General features: G+C 69.6%; 21 protein-coding genes. 7 read left to right on the top strand and 14 right to left on the bottom strand.

All coding sequences use genetic code 11. From position 1 onward, the window contains the following. Window positions 1-2 precede the first annotated feature (2 nt). The 7 genes from ACXKZB_RS17920 to ACXKZB_RS17950 all read right to left on the bottom strand — a co-directional run bounded on the left by ACXKZB_RS17920 (window position 3) and on the right by ACXKZB_RS17950 (window position 8436). Window positions 3-707 carry a hypothetical protein gene (locus ACXKZB_RS17920; protein ID WP_488824047.1) on the bottom strand — a complete coding sequence of 235 codons (705 nt, stop codon included), beginning with the start codon at window positions 705-707 and terminating at the stop codon, window positions 3-5. Continuing rightward, window positions 707-2089, bottom strand: a complete 1383-nt coding sequence (locus tag ACXKZB_RS17925; RefSeq protein WP_488824048.1) for a type IV pilus modification PilV family protein — start codon at window positions 2087-2089, stop codon at window positions 707-709. Before ACXKZB_RS17925 ends, ACXKZB_RS17920 begins: the two co-directional genes overlap by 1 nt. A gap of 81 nt (window positions 2090-2170) precedes the next feature. Beyond that, window positions 2171-2599 (bottom strand): type II secretion system protein, encoded by a 429-nt coding sequence (locus ACXKZB_RS17930; protein WP_488824049.1) that lies wholly within the window; start codon window positions 2597-2599, stop codon window positions 2171-2173. A gap of 193 nt (window positions 2600-2792) precedes the next feature. Continuing rightward, complete coding sequence (locus ACXKZB_RS17935) at window positions 2793-4016, bottom strand: type II secretion system F family protein (RefSeq protein WP_488824050.1); 1224 nt, start codon at window positions 4014-4016, stop codon at window positions 2793-2795. Next, on the bottom strand, window positions 4016-5542 hold the full coding sequence (locus ACXKZB_RS17940; RefSeq protein WP_488824051.1) for a PilT/PilU family type 4a pilus ATPase: 1527 nt from the start codon (window positions 5540-5542) through the stop codon (window positions 4016-4018). The genes ACXKZB_RS17935 and ACXKZB_RS17940 overlap by 1 nt, the downstream gene beginning before the upstream one ends. A gap of 19 nt (window positions 5543-5561) precedes the next feature. Beyond that, the gene (locus ACXKZB_RS17945) at window positions 5562-7229 is read right to left on the bottom strand and encodes a GspE/PulE family protein (protein ID WP_488824052.1); all 1668 of its coding nucleotides are present in this window, start codon (window positions 7227-7229) and stop codon (window positions 5562-5564) included. A 178-nt stretch (window positions 7230-7407) separates the two neighbouring features. Then, window positions 7408-8436 carry a GNAT family N-acetyltransferase gene (locus ACXKZB_RS17950; RefSeq protein WP_488824053.1) on the bottom strand — a complete coding sequence of 343 codons (1029 nt, stop codon included), beginning with the start codon at window positions 8434-8436 and terminating at the stop codon, window positions 7408-7410. Window positions 8437-8521: 85 nt separating this feature from the next. Between ACXKZB_RS17950 and ACXKZB_RS17955 the strand changes: the two genes are divergently transcribed. Continuing rightward, a complete protein-coding gene (locus tag ACXKZB_RS17955; protein ID WP_488824054.1) occupies window positions 8522-8917 on the top strand; it encodes a VOC family protein in 396 nt (131 codons plus the stop codon). Between the two features lie 140 nt (window positions 8918-9057). On the opposite strand, the gene rpoC is transcribed toward ACXKZB_RS17955, so the two are convergent. From rpoC to ACXKZB_RS17990, 7 genes are all read right to left on the bottom strand, one after another. Further along, window positions 9058-12939, bottom strand: coding sequence for a DNA-directed RNA polymerase subunit beta' (gene rpoC, locus ACXKZB_RS17960; protein WP_123311697.1), 3882 nt, complete (start codon window positions 12937-12939; stop codon window positions 9058-9060). A 44-nt stretch (window positions 12940-12983) separates the two neighbouring features. Continuing rightward, a complete protein-coding gene (rpoB, locus tag ACXKZB_RS17965) occupies window positions 12984-16472 on the bottom strand; it encodes a DNA-directed RNA polymerase subunit beta (RefSeq protein WP_488824055.1) in 3489 nt (1162 codons plus the stop codon). Between the two features lie 394 nt (window positions 16473-16866). Beyond that, the gene (locus ACXKZB_RS17970) at window positions 16867-17478 is read right to left on the bottom strand and encodes a hypothetical protein (protein ID WP_488824056.1); all 612 of its coding nucleotides are present in this window, start codon (window positions 17476-17478) and stop codon (window positions 16867-16869) included. A 330-nt stretch (window positions 17479-17808) separates the two neighbouring features. After that, window positions 17809-17961: a response regulator transcription factor gene (locus tag ACXKZB_RS17975; protein WP_488824057.1), complete on the bottom strand. Its 153-nt coding sequence runs from the start codon at window positions 17959-17961 to the stop codon at window positions 17809-17811. After that, window positions 17901-18458 carry a response regulator gene (locus ACXKZB_RS17980; RefSeq protein WP_488824058.1) on the bottom strand — a complete coding sequence of 186 codons (558 nt, stop codon included), beginning with the start codon at window positions 18456-18458 and terminating at the stop codon, window positions 17901-17903. The genes ACXKZB_RS17975 and ACXKZB_RS17980 overlap by 61 nt, the downstream gene beginning before the upstream one ends. Beyond that, window positions 18455-19696 carry a sensor histidine kinase gene (locus tag ACXKZB_RS17985; protein ID WP_488824059.1) on the bottom strand — a complete coding sequence of 414 codons (1242 nt, stop codon included), beginning with the start codon at window positions 19694-19696 and terminating at the stop codon, window positions 18455-18457. Before ACXKZB_RS17985 ends, ACXKZB_RS17980 begins: the two co-directional genes overlap by 4 nt. Next, on the bottom strand, window positions 19693-20244 hold the full coding sequence (locus ACXKZB_RS17990) for a hypothetical protein (protein WP_488824060.1): 552 nt from the start codon (window positions 20242-20244) through the stop codon (window positions 19693-19695). Before ACXKZB_RS17990 ends, ACXKZB_RS17985 begins: the two co-directional genes overlap by 4 nt. Before the next feature lie 143 nt (window positions 20245-20387). Here ACXKZB_RS17990 and ACXKZB_RS17995 point away from each other — a divergent pair, with 143 nt between their 5' ends. From ACXKZB_RS17995 to ACXKZB_RS18020, 6 genes are all read left to right on the top strand, one after another. Then, window positions 20388-21230: a spermidine synthase gene (locus ACXKZB_RS17995; RefSeq protein WP_123311686.1), complete on the top strand. Its 843-nt coding sequence runs from the start codon at window positions 20388-20390 to the stop codon at window positions 21228-21230. Between the two features lie 115 nt (window positions 21231-21345). Beyond that, a complete protein-coding gene (locus tag ACXKZB_RS18000; RefSeq protein WP_488824061.1) occupies window positions 21346-22038 on the top strand; it encodes a hypothetical protein in 693 nt (230 codons plus the stop codon). Window positions 22039-22163: 125 nt separating this feature from the next. Further along, window positions 22164-22994: a hypothetical protein gene (locus ACXKZB_RS18005; RefSeq protein WP_111083497.1), complete on the top strand. Its 831-nt coding sequence runs from the start codon at window positions 22164-22166 to the stop codon at window positions 22992-22994. Next, window positions 22991-23482, top strand: coding sequence for a SprT-like domain-containing protein (locus tag ACXKZB_RS18010; protein ID WP_488824062.1), 492 nt, complete (start codon window positions 22991-22993; stop codon window positions 23480-23482). The genes ACXKZB_RS18005 and ACXKZB_RS18010 overlap by 4 nt, the downstream gene beginning before the upstream one ends. 47 nt (window positions 23483-23529) lie before the next feature. Next, on the top strand, window positions 23530-24225 hold the full coding sequence (locus ACXKZB_RS18015; protein ID WP_123311680.1) for a CGNR zinc finger domain-containing protein: 696 nt from the start codon (window positions 23530-23532) through the stop codon (window positions 24223-24225). A 75-nt stretch (window positions 24226-24300) separates the two neighbouring features. Then, entirely contained in the window at window positions 24301-25560 is a 1260-nt protein-coding gene (locus ACXKZB_RS18020; protein WP_488824063.1) for an Nramp family divalent metal transporter, read from the top strand. Window positions 25561-25563: the final 3 nt, after the last annotated feature.

Below are 25563 nucleotides of genomic sequence, written 5' to 3' on the forward strand. Positions count from 1 at the left end.
GGTCAGCCTCCGAACTGCAGGTTGGGCATGCCCACGGTGCTCGTGAGCGAGACGTTGTTGGCGGCAGACGGCTTCGCCGCCTCCCGTTCACCCACGGTCAGTGCGACCGTGACGGACCGGACCGACTGCAGGTCCGCGGCACTCAGACCCGTCGCGCCGGGCATCAGCGAGTTCCCACCGGCATCCCGGTACGTGAACAGTGCCGTCGGCACGACCGACGACGCGAGCGTCAGCGTCGAGGTCGGGGTGTTGCCGAGCGTCGCCGTCGTCGCGCGGGGGAACTCGAAGTAGCTCTTCGACGCGTCGGTCGCCGTGCCGTTCCACTTCGTCTCAGTGATCGTCCCCTTCGAGGCGTTGAGCGTGAACTGCACCTCGACAGGCTGGACGTCGACCGCGGAGTTCAGGTTGATGTACGCGAAGAAGCGCACCGAGGTCGCCGAGGCGTACTGGAACGCGTACTGCGTGTCGACGCCGCTCGCCACCGGGTTGTTCGACGCGACCCGGAACATCCGTTGCATCTCGCGCATCGCGGTCGATGCCACTCGGGTGTTGCTGTCCACTCCGGTCGTCGTCGTGGACGCGCGGGTCACGGAGGCGAAGAAGGCGCCTGCCATCGCGAGGAGCAGGACGGTCACGCTCATCGCGACGATGAGCTCCGCGAGCGAGAGGCCCCGGTCTTCACGACGCAGCCGGGCGAGCGCGCGCATCACGGTGCCCGCCGGGGGTCGAGCAGGACCTTGCCGGACGACGTGGAGACACCCGTCGCGGGGGTCGCCGAGGGAGTACCGCTGCTGAGGGTCAGCGAGACGATGCCCCCGATGATCTTCAGCACGGTGCCGGACTGGAAGGAGTAGGTGCCGTACGGCAGGGCGATCGTCGCGGTCTGGTTCGACAGGCCGGTGAACGTGTAGGTGACCGGCGTCGCACATCCGGGATCTCCCGAGTTCGCGGCCGGGGCGACGGTCGTGGCCGTCAGGGCGTTGTCCGTCTTCGACGCGAGCTTCACCGTGACGATCTGGACCGGCGCCTTGACCGCGTTCGTGCCGGCCTGCGGCTGCGCAAGCGCGCGCGGTGCCACCGCAGTGCCCTTCGCCGTCGTCCAGTTCTCCGGGTCGACGCTGAGACAGGTCGCAGGGGTCCCCGGCACCGCTTTGTAGCCGTCCGCGTACGGGAACACCTGCGCCGTCGTCCCGGCCGCGTACGGACCGTAGTCGGCGGTCTTCCGACGGAGCGACACCGGACTGCTGGTCGGCGGGGTGAAGGCGGTGGTGCTCTGGTCCGGATCCGACCACTGCGGCACCACCGTGAGCGCGGTGTCGTAGTTGAAGTTGGCCGCGGAGGTCTGGTTCGTCTGTACGGTGACGGTCGTCGACGGCCTGGCGGTCTGCGCGCCGAGCGAACCGGACGACGTACCGTCGTCGATGTTCCCCGGCTTCGTGAGCGTGACGTCGTACCGCCCGGGCTTGACGTTCAGCGCGTACGTGCACCCCGTCACGTCCGTCTGTCCGATCGTCGAGGTGATCGCTGCGGCGCCGTTCGGGTTGCTGGCGTTCGGCGCGATCGTGACGCCGACTCCCTGGTTGCCCGAGCCGTCGACCTTGGACACCGAGACGACGATGGTGCCGAGGTTCGCGGCCGTCACCGAGGTGGTCGGCGCGACCATGCTGTTCATCGAGATCGACTGGGTCGCACCACGCCCACCGGCCGTCCAGCTGATGGTCATCGACACCCGCTTGTACGCCAGCGGTCCCCCACCGGACCCACACGCGTTCGCGGTTCCGGAGGTCGGGACCCAGCGGGCCGTCTGCTTGACGGAGTAATCGACCCCGTTGCGGGTCAGTGAGTCGGTCGCGTCCGTGACACCGAACAGGTTGCTGCTCGTCCGCGCCTTGTCGATGGCGTCCTGGGCGAGACCGATCGCGACTTCGCGCGACCGTGAGCCGTGCGCGAGGTAGAGGGAGCTCGCGATCCCCATGGCGACACCGGCTGCGATCATGGCGAACACGGTCATCGCGACGAGCACCTCGATGATCGAGAAGCCGTCGTCTCGTTCGCGGGCATCGCGAAGGAGCTCGGTCAGTCGCAGCATGGTCACCTCCGATGCGCCGCGTTCGTGGAAGACGGACTCCGACTCGTCATGAGCCGGAGTCCGTCTGGGAACCCGAAGGGGTCAGGGGCAGGTGCCGTCCTTCGCGCCGCCGTCCTGGTCGACGTAGAAGTTCTTCGTCGAGTTGCTCGTGACCTGGATGCAGAACGACCCGGCGGTCACGTCGGACTTCTTGATCTCCGGCGCGACCCCCTTGCCGGCGTCGTAGGTCCCGCTGGCCGAGTAGCCGGCGAGTCCGGCGAGCTTCGACGGGAACGTGTTGTTCTGCGTGTAGGCCGCGATGACCGCCGTCTTCGCGTTCTGCAGGTCCGACTTCGCCGAGGCGTCCTTCGCGTTGTTCTGCACGTTCAGGTACACCGGGATGGCGATCGCGGCGAGGATGCCGATGATGATGACGACGACCAGGAGCTCGATGAGCGTGAAGCCCTTCTCCTCCTCGGCCAGCAGGCCCTTGCGGCGAGCCTCGAGCTTGCCCATGAGAGCGAAGTACATGGTGGTTTCCATTCTTCAGAGAATGCGTTTGGGATTGTGCCGGGGAGTACTCCGCCGCCGGACACAAGAGTATTCAGGCGCGTTTCCGGGCGTAATCCCGAGAACGGGGGGTCTCGAGGTACTGAAATGCCCCCAGTAACGGGGGCATTCCATGGTTACGTGCCCCCGGACGAGGGACGCCGACGTGCTGTGATTACTTGACGAGCGAGGTGATCTGGAAGATCGGCAGGTAGAGCGCGACGATCATGCCACCCACCACAACGCCGAGGAAGGCGATCAGCAGTGGCTCGATCAGGGAGGTGAGGGCCTCGGTGGTGGACTCGACTTCGCTGTCGTAGAACGCAGCGATCTTCTCGAGCATGATCTCAAGCGATCCGGCGTCTTCACCGACCGCGACCATTTGCGAGACCATTGCCGGGAAGATCGGTTCTTTTGCCAGCGGCGCGGCGATGGATTCACCTTTCCGCACCGCTTCGGAAACACGCCGGAGTGCTTTCTCGACCAGATAGTTGTTCGACACTTCTCCGGCGATCTGCAATCCCTGCAGGATCGGGACCCCGGCCCCGATCATGTCCGAGAGGTTGCGGGAGAACCGTGCGATCACGATCTTGCGGTTGAGCTGCCCGAACACCGGGAGTCGGAGTTTCAACGGGTCCACGAACGCGCGGACCCGCTCCGTGTTCTTGTTCGCGCGCCACCACACCCAGAACGCGATGGCGGCGACGAGCAGGACGGGTCCGACGTACACCATCGCGTTCGACGCGTACACGAGCACCATCGTCGGCAAGGGAAGCTGCCCGCCGAGCGAGGAGAACATCTTCTGGAAGATCGGCACGATGAAGATGAGCATGATCGCGACGGCGACCAACGACATCACGAGGACGACCACGGGGTAGGTCATCGCCGACTTGATGGTCGAGCGGAGCTTGTGCTCCTTCTCGAAGTTCGTGGCGATGGAGTCCATGGCCTGGTCGAGGAACCCGCCGGTCTCGCCCGCGCGGATCATGTTGATCATGATCGGCGGGAAGTCCACCGGGTACTTCGCCACCGCGTCGGAGAACGAGACGCCCCGCTCGACGTCGTCACGGACCTTGCCGAGGATGTCCTTGAGCTTCTTGTTCTCGGTCTGGTCGGCCAGGATCGACAGCGCCCGGAGCAGGGAGAGGCCCGAGGTGAGCATCGTCGAGGCCTGCCGCGACATGATCGCCAGGTCCTTGAGGCCGACACCCTTCTCGAACCCGGGGATCTTGATCTCGGTCTGCAGCCCCGTGCCGGCCTTGGACTCGGTGATCGCGATCGGCGAGACGCCCATGCCGCGGAGGCGCTGGACGACAGCGCCCTCGGACGAGGCGTCGAGACGCCCCTTGACGAGCTTGCCGGCACCGTCGCGCCCGCGGTAGTCGAATGCGAGTGACATCAGTGGCCTCCGGAGAACTTGTCGCCGAAGTCGATCCCGCTGGCGGCGATCGCGGCTGCCGATGAGTCGGACGGGGACTCGACGCGCTGCACCAGCCGGTCGAAGCCCTCTTCGTCGTGCACCTTCTCCATCGCGGCCTTGCGTGAGATCGTGCCGACGTTGACCAGTTCGGCGAGGTCCTGGTCCATGGTGTGCATGCCCAGGTCGCGCCCGGCCTGCATGGCCGAAGTGATCTGGTAGGTCTTGCCCTCGCGGATCAGGTTGCCGATGGCGGGGGTGATCGTCATGATCTCGGTGGCGACGACGCGACCGACGCCGTTCGCCTTCGGCACCAGCGTCTGGCAGACGACGCCCTGCAGGGTCGCCGCGAGCTGCGTGCGGATCTGGCCCTGCTGGTGCGGCGGGAAGACGTCGATGACACGGTCGATGGTGCCGGGGGCGCTCTGGGTGTGCAGGGTGGCGAACACCAGGTGACCGGTCTCGGCGGCGGTGAGCGCGACGGAGATGGTCTCGAGGTCGCGGAGCTCGCCGATCAGGATGACGTCGGGGTCCTGGCGGAGCACGTGCTTGAGGGCGGCGGCGAAGGAGTGCGTGTCGGCGCCGACCTCGCGCTGGTTGATGATCGCCCGCTTGTGCTCGTGCATGAACTCGATCGGGTCCTCGACCGTCACGATGTGGTCGGCACGGCTCTCGTTCACCAGGTCGATCAGGGCGGCGAGGGTCGTGGACTTGCCGGAGCCGGTGGGGCCGGTGACCAGGACGAGTCCGCGGGGCAGGCCGGCGAAGTCGCCGACGTGCTCGGGGATGCCGAGCTGCTTGAGCGTCTTGATCTTCGTGGGGATGATGCGGAAGGCCGCGCCCCAGTTGCCGCGCTGCTGGTAGAAGTTCACGCGGAAGCGGTACTCCGGCGACAGCGAGTACGCGAAGTCGAGTTCCTGCTCCTGGTCGAACTGGCCGGCCTGCTCGACCGACAGCAGCGTCTTGAGGGCGGCGATGACCTTGCCGCGCGACCACGCGCCGCCGGGCACCGCGGGGCGGAGCGAGCCGTCGACGCGGACGGTGGGCGGGGCGTCCGCGGTGACGTGCAGGTCGGAGGCACCCTGGTAGACGACCTGCGCGAGCGCGGTGATGAGGTCGGGATCGGCGACCTCACGGGCGTGGCGGGCGAAGTCGATGTCGCCGCCGAGCGTGGCGGTCGGTGCGGGCGCGACCGGAGCGACGGGCAGCTGCTGCGTCGGGGCCTCGGTGTAGCCGTACGTCGCGGTCGACGACGGCACCGCGGCGGGCGGCGTCGCCGGGGTGGCGAGCGGCTGGGCGACGGGCACGGCGACGGGCGATCCGGACGGTGCCGGCCACGCGGCGGTGTCGTCGCCGAGGTCGTAGACCTGCTCCGGCGGAGCCGCCGCGGCGGCAGCGGCCAGGCGTGCTGCGCGCCGGGAGCCCACCTCGGTGCCGGGGTTGCCCGGGTGCCAGCCGGCGACGGGCTCGTCGCCGGGGATCGTGATGTCGTACACGGAGTCGGTCATCTGCTGCGCTCTCTCGTGCCTACGCGACCACGCGCAGGATCTCGTCGACGCTCGTGAGGCCGAGCTTGACCTTCTCGAAGCCGTCCTGGCGGAGCGTGAGCATCCCCTGCGCCTGGGCGACACGGCTGATCTCGGCGCTGGACGCCCGCGAGACGGCGAGGCGCTCGATCTCCTCGGTGACGGTCATGACCTCGTGCAGGGCGATGCGGCCGCGGTACCCGGTGTTCGAGCAGACCGCGCAGCCGATGGGGGCGAAGAACGCCGGGACCTCGTCGCCGGGGCGCAGGAACCCGAGCGCGCGGAGCTGTTCGGCCTCGTACACGGCGGGCGCCTTGCACCGGTCGCACAGCCGTCGCGCCAGACGCTGGGCGACGACGGAGTCGAGGGCGGAACCGACCAGGAAGGGCTCGATGTCCATCTCGGTGAGACGGGTCACCGCCGATGGAGCGTCGTTCGTGTGCAGCGTGGACAGCACGAGGTGACCGGTGAGGGATGCCTCGATGGCGATCTGGGCGGTCTCGTGGTCGCGGATCTCGCCGAGCAGGACGACGTCGGGGTCGGACCGCAGGATCGAGCGCAGCGCGGACGCGAACGTCAGACCGGCCTTCGGGTTGACCTGCACCTGGTTGATGCCGGCCATCCGGTACTCGACCGGGTCCTCGACCGTGATGACGTTGATCTCCGGCTTGGCGACGGCGTTCAGCGTCGTGTAGAGCGTCGTGGACTTGCCGGAGCCGGTGGGCCCCGTGACCAGGATCATGCCGTACGGCTTCGAGTACGACCGCTGGTACGCCTGGAAGTTCTGCTCGAGGAGGTTGAGGTCCTTGAGGGTCAACGACGTGTTCGTGTTGTCGAGGATCCGCATGACGACCTTCTCGCCCCACACGGTGGGCAGCGTCGCCACGCGGAGGTCGATCTGGCGGCCGCCGTGACGGACCGACATGCGGCCGTCCTGCGGCTTGCGACGCTCGGCGATGTCGATGTCGCTCATGATCTTCAACCGGCTGATGACGCCGTTCTGGATGTTCTTCGGTGCCGGGGCCATCTCGTGCAGCACGCCGTCGATGCGGTAGCGGATCCGGACCTCGTGCTCGCCGGGCTCGATGTGGATGTCCGAGGCGTGGTCCTGGATGGCCTGCGACACGAGCAGGTTCACGAAGCGGACGATCGGGACGTCGTCGAGGGCGCCGTCGGCCAGGTCGACCTGGGCCGAGGAGCTGACCGAGGCTTCTTCCTCGAGCGACGAAGTCAGGTCGTTGAGTTCGTCGTCGGCACGAAGGTAACGGTCGAGCGCCGTGAGCAGGTCACGCTCGTCGACCTGCAGCGGCTTGATGGGTCGTCCGGACGCGGCGCGCGCGTCGTCGATCGCCAGCACGTTGGTCGGGTTGACCATCGCGAGGATGAGCAGCTCGCCCTCGAACCCGACGCCGAGGACGCCGTGCCGACGGCAGAGCGCCGCGGGCAGGATCGAGACCGCCGTGCCGTCGACCGGGTAGTCGGTGAGCGGGACGGTGCGGGAGTTGTTCGAGGCCGCGCGGGCGGTGATGAACTGCGCCTCGCTCACGACGCCCTGGTCGACCAGGCCGCGGATGGCGCGCTCGTCGAGGTCCTCGTCGCCCGTCATCGAGTCGAGGTGCTCGATCGGCAGAGCGCCGTTCAGGATGAGGATCTCGGACAGGGTCGCCATGAGTCCTGTGCCTCCTTGGACTCGCGCGCGGCGAGACGTGGTCGGGATGCGCACCACCAGGGATGTGGCGCTCGACCACGCTACTTCTGCGACAGTCGTCGGCCGCAGTCCCAGAAGGAGGGGGCGGAGGGGGTCTGGATGCACCCAGAACTGGGGTCCAGGAGCCCCGCCACGACGGTCAGAGCGACGTCGACGCGGTGACGTGGACCTCGCCGGCGACGAAGCCGAGTCGTTCGTAGATGCGACCGGCTCCGCTCGGGTTCTCGGCGTCGACGTGCAGCACCGCCGCGGACAGGCCGTCGGCGCGGATCGCCTGCAGGGTCGCGTCGAGGACGATCGGCGCGAGCCCCGTCCCCCGTGCGGCACGGACGACGCCGACCCAGTGCACGTACCCGTACGAGCGGCCCCGCGCGGCGAACCCGTCGGGCTCGACCTCGACGATCGTGAACGCCAGGACGGTGCCGTCAGCGCCCACGACGACCCGCGACAGGTCCAGCCGGCTCTTGGCCGAGGTGAGGAACCCCCGCCAGTCCGACGCGACCATCGGCTGGGACCCCCAGTGGTCGCGGAAGGCGTCGTTCTTGGCCGTCCGGAGCGGTTCGACGTCGTCCACCGTGACGGGCCGCAGGACGAGTCCGTCCGGCAGCGTGGGGACCGCCTCGGAGTCCCGCCCCCGGTCGTCGAACACGACCTGCATGTCGAGCCAGGTGCGCACCGGCGCGAAGCCGAGGTGTGCCGCCAGCCGGAGCGCCGAGGACCCCTGCCGCCCACCGACGTCGAGCGTGGCCGGCAGGTCGACGTCGAGCGTCGCCAGGCGCTGCCGGGCTCGGCCGACCTGCCACGCGAGCACCCGCCGTCCGATCCCCCGCCCGCGCAGGTCGGGGTGGACCGTCCCCTCGAGCACCGCACGCGCGGCGGTGACCCGGGAGGGGACGTCGATGACGATGCCGTAGGCCTGCACATGCCCTCCAGCATCGACGCCCACCACGGTGTCCCGGGCGACGTCCAACCCCTCGGTGGACAACGACCGTTCGAGGTCGGCTGTGGAGGGCCGAGCGTGCGGATCGTCGACCGCGGCCGACGCGACCGCGACGACGTGCATCGCCCCGACGTCGTCGAGCGCGCCGGCACGGAACGTCAGCCCGCCGACCGCCGTGGGGAACGAGAGGTGTGCCGGGGCCGTGATCCGTTCGCGCAGGGTCGCCATCCCTCCACCCTGCCAGTTCGGCCGCGCAGCGAGAGACCGCCGGAAGACCCTCGACGAGCAGGCCCGACCGGGACCATCATGAGACATGGACATCACGAGTGTGACCGTCGGGCTGCCCGTCACCGACATCGAGGCGTCCTGCCTCTGGTACGGCGCCGTCTTCGAGCGCACCGAACCGGACCTCGAACCCGAGGACGGTGTCGCCGAGTACGAGGTCGGCGGGATCTGGATCCAGCTCTACGAGGACGACTCCGCCGAGGAGAACCCCGTGAGCGTCCGGTTCGGCGTCGACGACGTCGGCGCACAGCACGCCCGCATCGGCGCCCTCGGCATCGACATCGGCCCCGTCGAGTGCGTCGACGGCGCCGTGGACTGGTTCGACGTCCGCGACCCCGACGGCAACGTCCTCAGCCTGTTCTCCCTGGTCGACGAGACCGGTCGCGGATCGGGACGCGACAACGGCGCGGACCGCGCGCTCTAGACGACACCGCGCACCGGCCGGGAGGCCCGTGGCGGCCTGGCACCGGGCCTCCCGTCCGCCCCGTCGTCGCGATCGCGAGCCGAGAACGGGAACGGCCCCCGCATCCGAGGATGCGGGGGCCGTTCCGGTGGAGCTCAGGATCAGTTGTAAGTCCCGGGCGTGAAGTCGTCCGACGAGAAGCTGTCGAAGTCGACGAAGCTCAGGTCGGCGTCCGAGAACGACGAGTCGTCAGCGAAGATGCGGTTGGGGTACCGCTCCGCCTTCGCCTCTTCGGTCGCGTTCACGTCCACGTCGCGGTACCGGCTGAGGCCCGTCCCGGCGGGGATGAGCTTACCGATGATGACGTTCTCCTTGAGGCCGACGAGGTGGTCCTGCTTGCCCTCCATGGCCGCCTGCGTGAGCACGCGGGTGGTCTCCTGGAAGGAAGCGGCGGACAGCCACGACTCGGTCGCGAGGGACGCCTTCGTGATGCCCATGACCTCCTGGCGAGCCGAGGCGGTCTTGCGACCCTCCTGCAGCGCCGCACGGTTCAGCGCGTTGTAGCGCGACCGGTCGACGAGCTCACCCGGCAGCAGGTCGGTGTCGCCGTGGTCGACGACGGTGACCTTGCGGAGCATCTGACGGACGATGACCTCGATGTGCTTGTCGTGGATCGGCACACCCTGCGAGCCGTAGACGTCCTGCACACCGTTGACCAGGTGCTTCTGGACCTCTCGGACACCCTTGACCCGGAGGACTTCCTTCGGGTCGACGGTGCCGGCGATGAACTGCTCGCCGAGCTCGACGTGCTGGTTGTCCTCGATGAGGAGCGTCGCACGCTTGAGCACCGGGTAGATGAACGGCTCGTCACCGTTGTCCGGCGTGAGGATGATCCGACGACCCTTGTCCGTGTCCTCGACGACGACGCGGCCGGGGGCCTCGGCGATCGGGGACGCGCCCTTCGGGGTACGGGCCTCGAAGAGCTCCGTGACACGCGGCAGACCCTGGGTGATGTCGTCGGCCGAGGCCGAACCACCCGTGTGGAAGGTACGCATCGTCAGCTGGGTACCGGGCTCACCGATGGACTGGGCGGCGATGATGCCGACCGCTTCACCGATGTCGACCAGGTTGCCCGTGGCGAGCGAACGGCCGTAGCACTTCGCGCAGACACCGACGGCCGACTCGCAGGTCAGGACCGAGCGCACCTTGATGCTCTCGACACCGGCAGCGAGCAGCTTGTCGATGAGGACGTCACCGACGTCCTCGCCGGCCTCGGCGACGACCGTGCCCTTCGCGTCCACGGCCTCGGTGGCCAGGGTGCGCGAGTAGACGGTGTTCTCGACGCGCGGGTCGCGGACGAGCTTGCCGTCGGCGTCCACGGTCGCGATCGGCAGCTCGAGGCCACGGGTCGTGCCGCAGTCGTCCTCGCGGATGATGACGTCCTGCGAGACGTCCACGAGACGACGGGTGAGGTACCCGGAGTCCGCGGTACGGAGCGCGGTGTCGGCAAGACCCTTGCGAGCACCGTGCGTGGCGATGAAGTACTCCGCCACGGTCAGGCCCTCGCGGTACGAGTTGATGATCGGGCGGGCGATGATCTCGCCCTTCGGGTTGTTCACCAGACCACGCATACCCGCGATGTTGCGGACCTGCAGCCAGTTACCACGAGCACCCGACGACACCATGCGGTTGATCGTGTTGTCGACGGGGAAGTTGTCCCGCATCTCCTGAGCGATCTCGTTGGTGGCCTCGGTCCAGATCTTGATCAGGTCGGCGCGACGCTCGGAGTCGGTGATCAGACCCTTGTCGAACTCGCCCTGCACCTTGGCGGCCTGGACCTCGTAGCCCGCGATGATCTCCTTCTTGCGAGGAGGCGTCACGACGTCCGACAGGGCGACGGTCACACCGGAGCGGGTGCCCCAGTAGAAGCCGGCGTCCTTGATCCGGTCCAGCGCAGCGGCCGTCTCGGTCTTGGAGTAGCGCTCGGCGAGGTCGTTGACGATCGCGGAGAGCACGCCCTTGTCGGTGACCTTCTGGACGAACGGGTAGTTCGCCGGGAGGGTCTCGTTGAAGAGCGCACGGCCCAGGGTCGTCTCGAGCAGCACGGTGTCGCCCTGCTCGTAGCCCTCGGGTGCTTCACCCTCGGCGAAGTGGACACCCGACATGCGGATCTTCGCCATCGCGTTGAGGTGCAGCGTGTGCTGGTCGTTGGCCAGGATCGCCTCGGCGACCGAGGAGAACGCACGGCCTTCGCCGACGGCGCCCTCGCGGACGGTCGTCAGGTGGTGCAGACCGATGATCATGTCCTGTGCGGGCAGGGTCACCGGACGGCCGTCGGACGGCTTCAGGATGTTGTTCGAGGCGAGCATCAGGATGCGGGCCTCGGCCTGGGCCTCGACCGACAGCGGCAGGTGCACGGCCATCTGGTCACCGTCGAAGTCCGCGTTGAACGCGGCACACACGAGCGGGTGGAGCTGGATGGCCTTGCCCTCGACGAGCTGCGGCTCGAACGCCTGGATGCCCAGACGGTGCAGGGTCGGCGCACGGTTCAGCAGCACGGGGCGCTCGCGGATGATCTCCTCGAGCACGTCCCACACCTGCGGACGCGAACGCTCGACCATGCGCTTGGCCGACTTGATGTTCTGCGCGTGCGACAGGTCGATCAGGCGCTTGATCACGAACGGCTTGAAGAGCTCGAGCGCCATCTGCTTGGGCAGACCGCACTGGTGCAGCTTCAGCTGCGGGCCGACGATGATGACCGAACGGCCCGAGTAGTCGACGCGCTTGCCGAGCAGGTTCTGGCGGAAACGACCCTGCTTGCCCTTGAGCATGTCGCTCAGGGACTTCAGGGCGCGGTTGCCGGTACCCGTGACCGGACGTCCACGACGACCGTTGTCGAACAACGCGTCGACGGCTTCCTGCAGCATGCGCTTCTCGTTGTTCACGATGATCTCGGGGGCACCGAGGTCGAGCAGGCGGCGGAGACGGTTGTTGCGGTTGATCACACGACGGTAGAGGTCGTTGAGGTCCGACGTGGCGAAACGGCCACCGTCGAGCTGCACCATCGGGCGCAGCTCCGGCGGGATGACCGGCACGACGCCGAGCACCATCGCTGCCGGCGAGTTGCCGGTGGCGAGGAAGGAGCTGACGACGCGCAGACGCTTGATCGCGCGGATCTTCTTCTGGCCCTTGCCCTCGGCGATCTGCAGACGCAGCGCCTCGGCCTCGGCGGCCAGGTCGAACGCCTCGAGCCGGAGCTTGATCGCCTCGGCGCCCATGTAGGCGTCGAAGTAGATCCCGAACCGGTCCTGGAGCTCGTGGAAGACGGCGTCCTCGGGCTTGAGGTCGCCCACCTTGAGGTTGCGGAAGTCCTCCCACACACGCTCGAGACGGGTGATGTCCTCGTCGAACGACTTGCGGACCTGGGACATCTCCTTCTCGGCGGTGTCCTTGGTGCGGCGCTTGACGTCGGCCTTCGCACCCTCTTCCTCAAGGGCGGCGAGGTCGTCCTCGAGCTTCTTGAGGCGGTCGGCGATGATCGAGTCGCGCTGGCCCTCGAGGGTCTTGATCTCGAGACGCATCTCGTTCTCGAGACCCGGCATGTCCGCGTGACGGCCCTCTTCATCGATGTCGATGATCATGTACGCCGCGAAGTAGATGACCTTCTCGAGGTCCTTCGGCGCCATGTCGAGGAGGTACCCGAGGCGCGACGGAACGCCCTTGAAGTACCAGATGTGCGTGACGGGGGCAGCGAGCTCGATGTGGCCCATGCGCTCACGACGGACCGAGGACTTGGTGACCTCGACGCCGCAGCGCTCGCAGACGATGCCCTTGAACCGGACACGCTTGTACTTGCCGCAGGCGCACTCCCAGTCGCGGGAAGGACCGAAGATCTGCTCGCCGAACAGACCGTCCTTCTCGGGCTTCAGGGTGCGGTAGTTGATGGTCTCCGGCTTCTTGACCTCGCCGTACGACCACTGACGGATGTCCTCGGCGGTCGCGAGGCCGATCCGAATGGCGTCAAAGGAAGTTGCTTCGAGCAATGTTCTTCTCTCTTGCTTGATTCAGGCTTCGTGTACGGGCGGGATCAGATGTCGTCGACGGACGACGACTCGAACCGCGAGGAGATGTTGATGCCCAGCTCCTCCGCAGCGCGGAAGACCTCGTCATCGTTGTCGCGCAGGCTGACCGCCTGGCCGTCGGCCGAGAGGACCTCGACGTTCAGGCAGAGCGACTGCATCTCCTTCATGAGGACCTTGAACGACTCGGGGATGCCCGGCTCCTGGATGTTCTCGCCCTTGACGATCGCCTCGTAGACCTTCACGCGGCCGAGGATGTCGTCGGACTTGATCGTCAGGAGCTCCTGGAGGGCGTAGGCGGCGCCGTACGCCTCGAGCGCCCACACCTCCATCTCGCCGAATCGCTGTCCACCGAACTGCGCCTTACCACCCAGCGGCTGCTGCGTGATCATCGAGTACGGCCCGGTCGAACGGGCGTGGATCTTGTCGTCGACCAGGTGGTGCAGCTTGAGGATGTACATGTAGCCGACCGAGACGGGCTCCGGGAACGGCTCGCCGGAGCGACCGTCGAAGAGCTGCGCCTTGCCGGACGAGCCGATGAGGCGCTCGCCGTCGCGGTTCGGGAGGGTCGAGTCGAGGAGGCCCTCGATCTCACGCTCGTACGCACCGTCGAACACCGGGGTGGCGACCTTCGTGCCCGGAGCGGCGCTGTGCGCTGCCTCGGGGAGCGCCGACGCCCACTCCTGGATGCCCTCGACGTTCCAGCCCTGCTTGGCGAGCCAACCGAGGTGGATCTCGAGGACCTGACCGAAGTTCATGCGGCCGGGGACGCCGAGCGGGTTCAGGACGATGTCGACCGGGGTGCCGTCGGCGAGGAACGGCATGTCCTCGACCGGGAGGATGGTCGAGATGACGCCCTTGTTGCCGTGACGACCGGCGAGCTTGTCACCCGCGGTGATCTTGCGCTTCTGGGCGATGTAGACGACCACGCGCTGGTTGACACCAGAGCCGAGTTCGTCGTCGCCGTCCTGCGAGTCGAACACCTTGACGCCGATGATCGTGCCCTCTTCACCGTGGGGCACCTTCAGCGAGGTGTCGCGGACTTCGCGCGACTTCTCGTTGAAGATGGCACGGAGGAGGCGCTCCTCGGCGGAGAGCTCGGTCTCGCCCTTCGGCGTGACCTTGCCGACGAGGATGTCGCCGGGGCGGACCTCGGCACCGATGCGGATGATGCCGCGCTCGTCGAGGTCGGCCAGCAGGTCCGGGCTGACGTTGGGGAGGTCACGGGTGATCTCCTCCTTGCCGAGCTTGGTGTCGCGGGCGTCGACCTCGTACTCCTCGATGTGGATCGAGGAGAGCGTGTCGTCCTTGATGAGGTTCTGCGACAGGATCATCGCGTCCTCGTAGTTGTAGCCCTCCCACGGCATGAACGCGACGAGGAGGTTCTTGCCGAGCGCGAGCTCGCCGTTCTCCGTCGCGGGACCGTCGGCGATGACCTCGCCCTGCTCGACACGCTCGCCGGCCGAGACGACCACACGGTGGTTGTAGCTCGTGCCCTGGTTGGAGCGGTCGAACTTGCGCAGGTAGAAGGTCTGCGTGCCACCCTCGTCGAGCTGCAGGGTCACGGCGTCGGCCGAGACCTCGGAGACGACACCGGCCTTGTCGGCGGTGACGACGTCACCGGCGTCGATCGCGGTGTAGCCCTCCATGCCGGTGCCGACGAGCGGCGACTCGGAACGGAGCAGCGGGACGGCCTGACGCTGCATGTTCGCACCCATGAGGGCGCGGTTCGCGTCGTCGTGCTCGAGGAACGGGATGAGCGACGTCGCGACCGACACCATCTGGCGCGGCGAGACGTCCATGTAGTCGACCTCGCCCTTGGCGACGAGTTCGACCTCGCCACCCTTCTTGCGGACGAGGACCTTGTCGTCGGCGAAGTGGAACGAGTCGGTCAGCGGGGCGTTGGCCTGCGCGACGACGAACTCGTCCTCTTCCGAGGCGGTGAGGTAGTCGATGGTCTTCGTGACCTCGCCGTTGACGACGCGACGGTACGGGGTCTCGATGAAGCCGAACGAGTTGATCCGACCGAACGACGCGAGCGAGCCGATCAGGCCGATGTTCGGGCCTTCCGGGGTCTCGATCGGGCACATGCGGCCGTAGTGCGACGGGTGGACGTCGCGGACCTCGACGCCGGCACGCTCACGGGACAGACCACCCGGGCCGAGGGCCGAGAGTCGACGCTTGTGCGTCAGGCCCGCGAGCGGGTTGTTCTGGTCCATGAACTGCGACAGCTGGGACGTTCCGAAGAACTCCTTGATCGCGGCGACGACCGGACGCACGTTGATGAGCGTCTGGGGCGTGATCGCCTCGATGTCCTGCGTGGTCATGCGCTCGCGGACGACGCGCTCCATGCGGGACAGACCCGTGCGGACCTGGTTCTGGATGAGCTCGCCGACGGCGCGGATGCGACGGTTGCCGAAGTGGTCGATGTCGTCCACGTCGAGGCGCAGCTGCACCGGCTCGCCGTCGCGCACGCCGTTCAGCGTGGTCTTCTCGGCGTGCAGGGACACGAGGTACTTGATCGTCGCGACGATGTCCTTGACGGTCAGCACCGAGTCGGACAGCGGGGCGTCGATCCCGAGCTTGCGGTTGACCTTGTAGCGGCCCACCTTCGCCAGGTCGTAGCGCTTCGAGTTGAAGTAGAAGTTGTCGAGCAGCGCACGCGCGGCCTCGGCGGCGACCTGCTCGCCCGGGCGCAGCTTGCGGTAGATGTCCTTGAGCGCCTCTTCCTTCGTGAGGATGGCGTCCTTCTCGAGGGTCGACTCGATCGAGGCGAAGCCCTGGAACTCCTCCAGGATCTCCTCGCTGGTCAGACCCAGCGCCTTGAGGAAGACCGTGACGGACTGCTTGCGCTTGCGGTCGATGCGCACGCCCACCTGGTCGCGCTTGTCGATCTCGAACTCGAGCCAGGCACCACGCGAGGGGATGACGCGAGCGGAGTAGATGTCCTTGTCGGACGTCTTCTCCTGCTGGCGCTCGAAGTACACGCCGGGCGAACGGACGAGCTGCGACACGACGACGCGCTCGGTGCCGTTGATGATGAACGTGCCGCGTTCGGTCATGAGCGGGAAGTCGCCCATGAAGACCGTCTGCGTCTTGATCTCACCCGTCATGTGGTTCATGAACTCGGCGTTGACGTACAGCGGAGCGGCGTAGGTCTTGCCGCGCTCCTTGCAGTCGTCGATCGAGTACTTGGGGTCCTCGAGCTCGGGAGCCGTGAACGAGAGCTGCATGGTCTCGCCGAGGTCCTCGATCGGGGAGATCTCCTCGAAGATCTCCTCCAACCCGGAGTGCAGGGCGAGGTCGGTGCGACCCTGCTCCTGTCCCTCTGCGAGACGGGCCTTCCAGACGTCGTTGCCGACGAGCCAGTCGAAGCTCTCCGTCTGGAGTGCGAGCAGATCAGGAACCGTGAGGGTGTCCGTGATCTTGGCGAACGAGAGTCGCGAGTGGTTGCGACCGTTCTTGGGGTTGGTGGATGCGTTGGGCGCAGCAGCCAAGGGTGTGACCTCCGTAGGCCCCGTCGGGCCGATACTGACGAGCAGCATGTAGGTGAGTAGATTGATCGCTCGGCGATCCCCGCGAGTTCATGCCCTGTGACCACGCCGACGCGTGCCTGACGCGGAACGTCGGTGCACGTGTGGGATGATCTCCGTGAGCGGGACCCGCCGCCATATACGGGTCCGGCTGCACCAGGGCGAGTTGAGCCTGGAGGCTCAGAACTCTGCGTCGACCGCAATATGACGACACGGATGCCAGGGAGCGCGAACTGTCATCATAGTTCGCGCCGAGACGTGCTGTCCAGTCCTGGCTTGACCGGATTCGGCAGTGGCGTGTATAAGCCGTCCGGTGTCCGCGGAATTCCCGGCCCGCGCAGTGGACGCGACCGCCCGCTCAGCCGAGGCGTTCGCGCTCGACGTGCCCCGCGCCTCCCGACCGGCCCTGCCGTCCCGCGAGCGCACGGAAGGCGTCCTCGGGTCGGCGGGTGCGCACGAAGGTGACGCGACCACGGTCGTCGGTGAGCTCGATCCCGAGTCCGGGGGTGAGGATCAGGGCGCGCACGCCGCGGCCGATCCGCAGGCCGACTCCGCCGTAGGTGCGGGCGTCCGCCTCGACGAGTCGGACGTCGGTGATGCGCCGCCGCGCGATGCGCCGCGGGGGCAGCGGCCGGAAGTGCAGCGTGACGTGCGTGTCGGTGACGGCGAACCCGGCTCGTGCGAGCAGCAGCAGCAATCCCGCCACGACGGCGACCAGCGCCGGCACGATGAGCGCGGCCTCCGGCGCGTCGCCCGGCCAGGCGGTCACCGCCGCGGTCAGGCCGAGCCCGCCGAGGAGCAGGACCGCCCCGACCACGCGCATCCAGGTGGGCGCCGTCTCGTGGTCGGCATGGGCCGGACGGGAGGCGCGGATCACCCGCGTCGGTCGGCTCGCGGTCGTGCGCGGGGTGGCGCGGGTCGTCGGTGCGCCCAGGCGCGTGGTGGGCACGCTCATCGTGTCGGCGGTCATGTCGGGTCTCCTGCGTCTCGGCGGAGTGTTGCATCCCGTATTTTACATGACGGGTGCGATGTGATCACGGCCAGCGCGCGCGGGTGACCGGAAGGGGCGCACGGAGCACGCCCGCGACGCGCACGGCCGAGCGGTGGGGCGCTGGACGGCACGTCGTGGTCACGTCGGAAGGGCGGACGCGCGCGGTGTGGGGCACTGCACGCATCGACGCGGTTCCGCGTGACGACCGCATGAACGGTACGGAACGAGTCTTGGCGTCCGCTGGCCGTCCATGTGTACGCATTCATGTACCCGGGCCGGGCCGGTGAGCGCGGAACGCCCGCGGCCGCGTCAGCGCAGGACGCGCGCGACGGCCTCGGCGCGGGTGGCGACCCCGAGCTTCGCGAACACCTGGTTCACGTACGACTTCACCGTCGGCACCGTCAGGAACAACTCCGCCGCGATCTGCGGGTTCGTCCGGCCCGCAGCGATCTGCTCGAGCACGTCGGCCTCGCGCGGGGTGAGGTCCGGGAACCGCTCGCGCAGCGCCGGCACAGCGGGCGCGGACGCCGTCGCCCCGCCACCCGCGAGCTGCGCCACCAGCGCGCGCCCACCGTCGCGTCGAACGTCGACTGCCCCGACGCGACGGCCCGGATCGCCGTCGCGATCTCGGTCCGCCCGGCGTCCTTCGTCAGGTACCCGCGGGCACCCGCCCGGAGCGCGGTCACGATGGACTCGTCGTCCGCGTAGGTCGTCAGGACGAGCACCGCCACCTGCGGGTGGTCGGCGACGATGCGCGCGGTCGCCGTCGGCCCGTCCGTGCCGGGCATGCGCAGGTCCATCAACACGACATCGGGGGCGTCGCGGTCCACCGCCGCGATCGCCTCGGCCCCGTCGGCGGCCGCACCGGTCACCTGCAGGTCCGGCACCAGCGACAGCACCGTCACCAGGCCGTCGCGGACGATCGCCTGGTCGTCGACGACGAGGACACGGATGGTCACGAGGCCTCCCCCTCGGTGGCGGCCACGGCGTCGACCGGCAGGTGCATCGCGACGACGAACTCGTCGTCGGACCGCTCCGCCTCGACCGTGGCGCTGCTGCCGAGCTCCGCGAAGCGCTCGTGCATCCCGAGCAGGCCCTGGCCGCCGCCGGTGAGCGGGTTGGCCACGACGACGTCCACGGCGTCGCCGTCGCGGATGACGGACAGCGACACGGGACGGCCGGGGGCGTGCCGGCGGGCGTTGCTGAGGGCTTCGCGGACGACCTGGACCACGGCGGCGCGGTGCGCCTCGTCGAGTGCGGCCAGGGTCGCGTCGCCCTGCACCGCGATCGTGCCACCGAAGGAGCGGTGGGCGTCGACGAGGGCGGTCAGGTCGGCGCGGTCCGGCACGTGGTCACCGGAGGTCCGGGAGGCCCGGTTCGCGTCCGACACGTCGGCCGGGCTCGTCCGCACGGCCGGGTCCGGGGCCGTGGCCGGGTCGGGCCCCGCGTCGTCGCGCAGTGCGTGCACGGCGCGACGGGCCTCGGCCAGGCCGTCCGCCGCCAGGGTCCTGGCCTCGCCCGCACGCTTCGTCGCGTCGTCGACCCGGCCGGCCTCGAGCAGGGCCTCGACCGCGTCGAGCTGCAGCACGAGGCCGCCCAACGAGTGCGCGAGGACGTCGTGGATGTCCCGCGAGGCCCGGGACCGGTCGGCGAGGAGCTGCGCCCGCTGCTGCTCGCGCTCGGCCTGCTGCGCACGGTCGGCCGCGATCCGGAACTGCCGGCGGCTGAAACCGATGAGGACGCCGAGCAACAGCCCGCCGCTCGTGCCGAGGACGAACTGGACCGAGGCGTGCTCGACAGTGGCGCAGACCGCGATGACCACGACCGCCCCCACCGCTGCCACCGCTGCAGCCCAGACCGGCACCCGGAGGTTCGCGCCGAGCAGGACGATCCCGACGATCACGGGGACGACCATGAGCGAGTCGGTCTCCACGACCGTCAGGGATCCGGCGACGATCATCACGACGCCGGCGACGACGAGGACCCGCTGCGTCCGACCGGACTCGCGGAGGGCCCACGCGGCGAGCGCCACCGCACCGACCACCCACACCCACGCGGGGAGCTGCTGCTCGAGGCCGTTCTTCACGAACCAGAACGCGACGACGGCGACACCGAGGGCGTTGAGCCCCCAGGCCGTGGCGGAACGGGACCGACCCCCGGGGAGGTCGGTCGGGTCCTGTCCGCTCAGCAGGGTCACCGGACCATCATGCCGCGGGCGGTGCGGCCGCCGGGGGTCCGGTCGCCGCGGTCTCCGCGGTCTCCGCGGTCTCCGCGCGGGATCCGCTGGTCGATCACCAGGGCGCGGGCGGCACGGTTCAGCGCGAGGACGAGGAGGATCGTGCCGGTCGAGGTCAGCAGGTGCGCACCGAGGTGGCCCCCGAGGACGTCGAGGCCGATGCGGACGACGATGAGCACGATCCAGAGCGACGCCCCGAGCCAGCCCGTACGGGACTGGATCGTCCGACCCGTGCGGTCCGGGGTGGCGACGGTGCGGAACCGGGTGATGGTGCCCATCGTCAGGCCGACCCCGATGGTGATCAGGGCCTCGATCCCGAGGAACACCACGTCGGTCGTGGTGACCGTCGCCGACGTCTGCGCCAGGACGACCACACCGACGATCGCCATGATCATCGGCGTGCGCCAGACGCGCGCCGGGTCGAGGTACTGCCAGGTCGTCTGGCGGTACCCGAGGAAGCCGACGAGTGCGACGCCGATCAGGACGTTCGCGAGGAGCTGGACCGACATGGTGGGTGCCTTTCGTGGTGGTCCGGCGGGCGTTCCCGACCGGTGACCCCAGCCTCGTTCCGGGGCATCCGCGGGCACACCAACCAGGGGTGGGGGCACGGGTGGTGATCGCGGAGCCGGTCCGGTGGTGTTCGATTGACGGCATGGCTGATGCGTTCGACGGGTTCCGGATCGGTGCGGGGTACTCGGTGGTCGAGCCGGACCGGCACCGTCCCGGGTCCTTCACGCTCGTCGTCGACGGCACACCGCAGTCGCACGTCGACCTCGAGGACCCGACCCACCTGGCGTTCGAGTACATCCGGCGGATCGGGCACGCGATCGACCTGCTGCCCTCCGGCCCGGTCACCGCGCTGCACCTCGGCGCCGGCGCCCTGACGCTCCCCCGGTACGTCGCCGTGACCCGGCCGGGCTCGCGCCAGCAGGTCATCGAACTCGAGCGCGACCTGGTGGACCACGTGCGCGAGGTCCTGCCGTTCCCACGCGGCGCGTCGATCCGGGTGCGGTACGGCGACGCGCGCGAGGTCCTCGGCAAGCTCCCCACCGGGCTGCGCGGCACCGTGGACCTCGCGGTGGTCGACGTCTTCGGCGGGTCGCAGATCCCGGCGCACGTGACGAGCATCGAGTTCTACCGCGAGGTCGCCGCGTTCCTGTCGCCGACCGGCATCGTCGCCGTGAACGTCGCCGACGGCGCGGGGCTCGCGTTCGCGCGTGGGCAGGCGTCGACCCTGCAGGCCGTGCTGCCGTCGGTGGCGGCGGTGGCGGACACCGGGATGCTGAAGGGCCGTCGGTTCGGGAACATCGTGCTGCTCGGTTCCCCGACCGACCTGCCGATCGCCGAGATGCCGCGGCGGTACTCGTCGGACCCGATGCCGGCCAAGGTCGTCCACGGTGCGGAGTTGCGGGCCTTCATCGCCGGGGCCCCGATCGTCACCGACGCGACGGCCGTGGCGTCGCCGGAGCCGAACCGGAGCGTGTTCGGCGGCTGATCCCGCGCCGACGACGGGGCGGCGCGCGAGGCGGTTCCCGGGCACTCGGCGGGTGTGGCTGTCAGGATGGTCTGAACGACCGCGCAGGTGCGCGACCGAGCGATGGGATCCCCTGATGACGAACGACGACCGGAGCAACCAGGACCGGACGGGCGACGGCCAGGCGCCGAGCTGGGGCGGAGCCCCGCAGCAGCAGCCCGCCGCCGACGCACCGCGGTACGGCGAGCGGAGCGACTCGACGCCGCAGTACGGGCAGCCCGCTCCCCGGTACGGCGAGCAGCAGGACCAGTACGGGCAGCAGCCGTCGGGCACGCCGAACTGGGGTGGCGAGCAGCAGCACGGCCAGCAGCAGTACGGGCAGCAGCCGTACGCCGCGGCGCCCGCGAGCTCCGGTTCACCGGCGTGGCAGAGCTACGAGGAGCCGAAGGCCAAGAAGAAGACCCTGGGCGTCGTGGCGTTCGTCGTCAGTCTCGCGGCGCTCGTCGTCGGCGTCATCGGCGGGTACCTGTTCGGGCAGGCCTTCGGCGGCTCCGAGGCTTTCCGCGACTCGATGGAGAACAGCGGGGCGACGCCGAGCGACTCGCAGATCACCGAACTGATGACGTCGTCCAACGCCGTCACCGGGTCGCTCATGTTCTACCTCGGCACCGCCCTCGGCCTGTGGGCGATCGTGCAGGGCATCATCGCGGCCGTCACCAAGCGCGGGCGTGCCTGGGGTGTCATCGCGATCATCGTCGCCGTCGTCGCGGTGATCGCCTTCGGCATCGCCATCGGCTTCGCGGCGGTCGCAGCGAGCGGGATGTCCTGATCCGCTGACCAGCCGCTCCGACGGCCCGTCGTGCTCCGGCACGGCGGGTCGTTCTGCGTCCACAGCGCGAAGCCTGAGCGCGTCGCACCGGCCGCTCCCGGCAGAGCGCGGCTACCCTCGAACCGATGTCCCTCCCGCCCGACGACCGTCAGCAGCCCGACCCGTCCGACCCGTCCCGTGAACCGCGCCACGCGGCTCCCGTGACGGCCGGGGTCAGCCCGGGCAGCACCTTCGCGCCCATCAGCCTGCGACCCGCGGTCGACGTCGACGCCGTGCACCAGCGTCTGCGCGACCTCGGTCAGAGCCGCAGTACCGAAGCCCTCGCGGAACGCGCCGAGCTCCTCCGTCTGCTCGGCCGTCTCGACGAGTCGCTCGTCGTCGCGGAAGAGGTCTTCCGCCTGGCGATGTTCACCGGGGAGCGCCAGGACAAGGTCGCCGCCCGGATCCGTCGCGCGCACATCCTGCACGACCTCGGTCGGCACGAGCGCGCGGCGACCGAGGCCGCCCTGGCCCGGGACACCGCCGCGACCGAGGAGTGGCCGGAGCTCGAGGGCGCCGCCGCCGAGATCGAGGGCTGGTCGCTGTTCGAGAACGACCGCTTCGAGGAGGCCCGCGCCGCGCTGTCCCGTGCCTACCAGGCGTTCCGGCAGGCGGGTGCGCCGTCCGAGCGGACCGACGCCCTGCGTACCGCGGTCGAGGCAGCGATGCGCGCGTCGATCACACACCCCGCGGAACCGGCCGACAAGCCGCGGACGGCCCGTGAGGTCGCCGCTCGCCGCGCCGAGGACGACGAACCGACCATGCGCGTCGCCGAACCGGTCAAGCAGGTGCCGCCGATCCGCCGCCGGGTGCTCGGTGCGCCGGACGCCGCCCGCACCGAGGCCGACGACATCTGGGGCCGGATCGCCGCCCGGGCAGCCAAGAAGGGCCAGGCCGACCCCCGCGCCGACCAGTGACCGCACTCGAGACGGTCCGCTCCCGCGCCGAGGCACTCATCACGGAACACCTCGGCGCCGGTTCGTGGGCGTTCGGCTTCGACCACGCGAAGACCCGCGCCGGGCAGTGCGACTTCGCCCGCAAGCGCATCACGGTCAGCCGGCACCTCGCCGCACGGTTCTCGGACGACGACATCGAGCAGGTCCTGCTGCACGAGGTCGCCCACGCCCTCGCCGGGGCCCGCGCCGGTCACGGCCCGAAGTGGAAGCGGACCGCGGCCGCCATCGGGTACACGGGTTCGCGGCTGCACGACGGCCCGATCGCCAGCGAGCTCGCGCCGTGGATCGGGACCTGCCCCGCCGGACACGAGCACTTCCGCTACCGGACGCCCACCCGTCCGCTCGCCTGCGCCCGGTGCTCCCGCCGGTTCGATGCCCGCAACGCCATCGTCTGGCGACGTCGGAGCGCGGCGGACGACCCCTCGACGGTGGCCTCGACTACCGCATGAGTCCGTCGGCGCGCGGAGGCGCGCCGGTAACCCGTTAGCCTGGACGGATGCACACGGGGCAGCACATCCGCACGGACGCCGGTTCCACCTGGTTCTTCGACGCCGGTCGGATCGCCCTGGACTTCGCGCACACCGGCGGGTTCGCCGACGACCCGGACGGCCGCCGCCCCCGGTCGCAGCTCGGCGAACTGCTCGCGAGCCCGGCCGACCTGGACGAGTGGCTCAGCGACCACACCGAGCCCATCGACGTCGGGGCGAGCGCCCGTGAGCTGCAGGACGCCCGCGCGCTCCGTGCGGCGATCGCGCGACTGGCCGTCGCCGCGGCCCCGGGTCCGGCGACCACCGCCGCGGAGCGGACCGCGGTCGCGGCGGGCCTGCGCGCCGGGACCGGCCGCACGCGCCCCGCGCCCGACGACATCGACACCGTCAACCTGTTCGCCGCCCTGCCGGACGTGCCCCCGAGCCTCCCGGGTGGCCGCCGACGTGCCGGAGCCAACCGTGTGCGCCTGGCCCAGGCCCTGTCCAGCGTCGCGCGCGACGCGGTCGCGCTGTTCACCGAGGTCGGCTTCGACGACGTCGAGGCCGACGGCCGTCCGACGCGCCTGAGCCGCTGCTCGGCGGACGACTGCGCGCTGGTGTTCTACGACTCCTCGCGGGGCGGGACACGCCGCTGGTGCTCCATGCAGCGGTGCGGGAACCGCGCCAAGGTCCGGGCGCACCGCGCTCGGCGCGCAGCCGCCTGACCACTCCCCCTCCGCAGCGATCGCGCCTTCCAACAAAAAGATTCGGCGCGCCGAATTCTCTGGCATGCTGGGGTCGTGACCGACACCGCCGCCGCCAGGACCACCGAGCACCCCTCGGGCACACCTCGGCGACGGGCTGCCGGGCTCACCCTGCTCGGCCCGGCGTTCGTCGCGGCCATCGCCTACGTCGACCCCGGCAACGTCGCCGCCAACCTCACCGCCGGTGCGAAGTACGGCTACCTGCTGCTCTGGGTCCTGGTCGCCGCGAACGCCAGCGCCGTGGTCGTGCAGTACCTGTCCGCCAAGCTCGGCGTCGTCACGGGCAAGTCCCTGCCGGAGCACCTCGGGCTGCGGATGCGCCGCACCCCGCGGCTGCTGTTCTGGGGACAGGCCGAGATCGTCGCGGCCGCGACCGACGTCGCCGAGGTGATCGGCGGCGCACTCGCCCTGCACCTGCTGTTCGGCCTGCCGCTCGTCGCGGGCGGACTCATCACCGGCGTCGTCTCCATGCTCCTGCTGACCCTGCACAGTCGCCGCGGGACCCGCACGTTCGAAGCCGTCGTCACCGCGATGCTCGCGATCCTGACGATCGGGTTCTGCGCCGGCCTGCTGTTCGCCCAGGTCTCCCCCGCCGAGCTCGTCAGCGGCCTGGTTCCGCGGTTCGAGGGCTCAGAGTCGGTGATGCTCGCGGCGTCGATGCTCGGCGCGACGGTCATGCCCCACGCGGTGTACCTGCACTCCGCACTGGCCCGCGACCGGCACGGCGACGTCCCCGCCGGTCCCGAGCGCCGCCGGGTGCTCGTCGCCACCCGGTGGGACGTGGGCCTCGCGCTGGTCGTCGCCGGTGGTGTGAACATCTGCATGCTCGTCCTCGCCGCGGCGACGCTGCCCGGCGTCGCGGACACCGACTCGATCCCCGGCGCACAGCGGGCGATCGCCGAGCACGTCGGACCCGTCGTCGGCGTGCTGTTCGCGGTGGGTCTGCTGGCGTCCGGGCTGGCGTCGACCTCGGTCGGCTGCATGGCCGGCGCCGAGATCATGAAGGGGCTGCTGCACGTGCGGATCCCGCTCGTGGCACGGCGCGTGATCACCCTGGTGCCGGCGATCGTGCTGCTCGCGGTCGGTGCCGATGCGACGATGCTGCTCGTGGTGAGCCAGGTCGTGCTGAGCTTCGGGATCGCCTTCGCGATCGTCCCGCTGGTGGTCTACACGTCCCGCCGGAGCGTCATGGGCTCCGACGTGAACGCCGCGACCACCCGCGTGGTGGCGTGGGTGATCGCGGCGGTCATCGTGGCGCTCAACGTCGCGCTGATCGTGCTCACCCTGACGGGATGAGCA

It is taken from the genome of Curtobacterium sp. ABR8 (genome assembly GCF_057812125.1).